This window comes from Pseudonocardia nigra (assembly GCF_019396355.1).
Taxonomy (GTDB): Bacteria; Actinomycetota; Actinomycetes; order Mycobacteriales; family Pseudonocardiaceae; genus Pseudonocardia; species Pseudonocardia nigra.
Window position 1 is genome coordinate 1 of sequence record NZ_JAHKRK010000524.1, and the last position, 898, is coordinate 898.

Here is an 898-nt window from a genome sequence, read left to right on the forward strand (position 1 = left end):
CTCCGATGATCAAGCTTGGTGTGAGAACCGCAAGATCACCACCGGAGTCGTGCCCGTGCTTACATCCTCGACCGCGTGTCGCCGCAGCTCAGCGCCCACTCACCGCGACTTTGCCGACCCCCTGGGTCCTGGGGCAGGCCGACGTAGACCGGGCCGGACGGCGGCTGTCGCGCCTCGGCGATCGCCTGCGACAGGTCCTCGAGGGCTTCTCCCGGGCTGCCGGGGATGAGGCTGCGCTTGCAGAACGGCTCGGCGAGACGGTGGCTTTCGGGGGTGAAGGTCATCGCTCGGCGATGGTGCAATGCCGTTGCCTTGATGCCATTGAGGACGAGAAGTGGAGTGCCGGCGATTTGCGCGGCGTACAACGGTGCGAGTCCGTTACAGAGTCCGACGTTGGCGTGCAGTAGTACGACTCCGAGCTCGCCGGTGGCGCGCGCGTAGCCGTCGGCCATGGCGACAGCCGCCGACTCGTGCGTGGTCAGGACCAGCTGCGGCCCGGCCCGTCGCTCGGCCGCGATGAGCAGCGGCACCTCGGTGGTGCCGGGGCAGGTGAAGACATAGCTGACGCCGACGGACTCCAGAAGCCGGAGGACGTCGTCTGCGATCGTCGCGGGGTGGGTGGCGGGAGGCGTCACAACGGCTCCTTGTCCGTGCTGCCGGGTCAGCGGTTGGGGGCGCTGATGGCCTCGGTTTCCTGGCTGCGGAGACGGCGGATGCGGCCGAACAACGGGCTCACGAGAAGGAAGGCGGACACGGCCAGCAGTACGACTTCAATGGCCTTGCGTTAGGTCGGTGACCGCTGTCGGAGGCAGTGGAGTTGGATGCGGCGGGTGACGTGGACGACACTGGGTTGATCTTTGCGGGCGGGGAAGTCGCCGGCCTTCTTCGTGGCCCGCGG

At 67.9% G+C, this 898-nt stretch carries 1 protein-coding gene; it reads right to left on the reverse strand.

Translation table 11 applies throughout. The features are described from left to right. Nucleotides 1–59: 59 nt before the first annotated feature. Nucleotides 60–635: a thiamine pyrophosphate-binding protein gene (locus KME75_RS42005; protein ID WP_219420629.1), complete on the reverse strand. Its 576-nt coding sequence runs from the start codon at nt 633–635 to the stop codon at nt 60–62. Between the last annotated feature and the right edge of the window lie 263 nt (nt 636–898).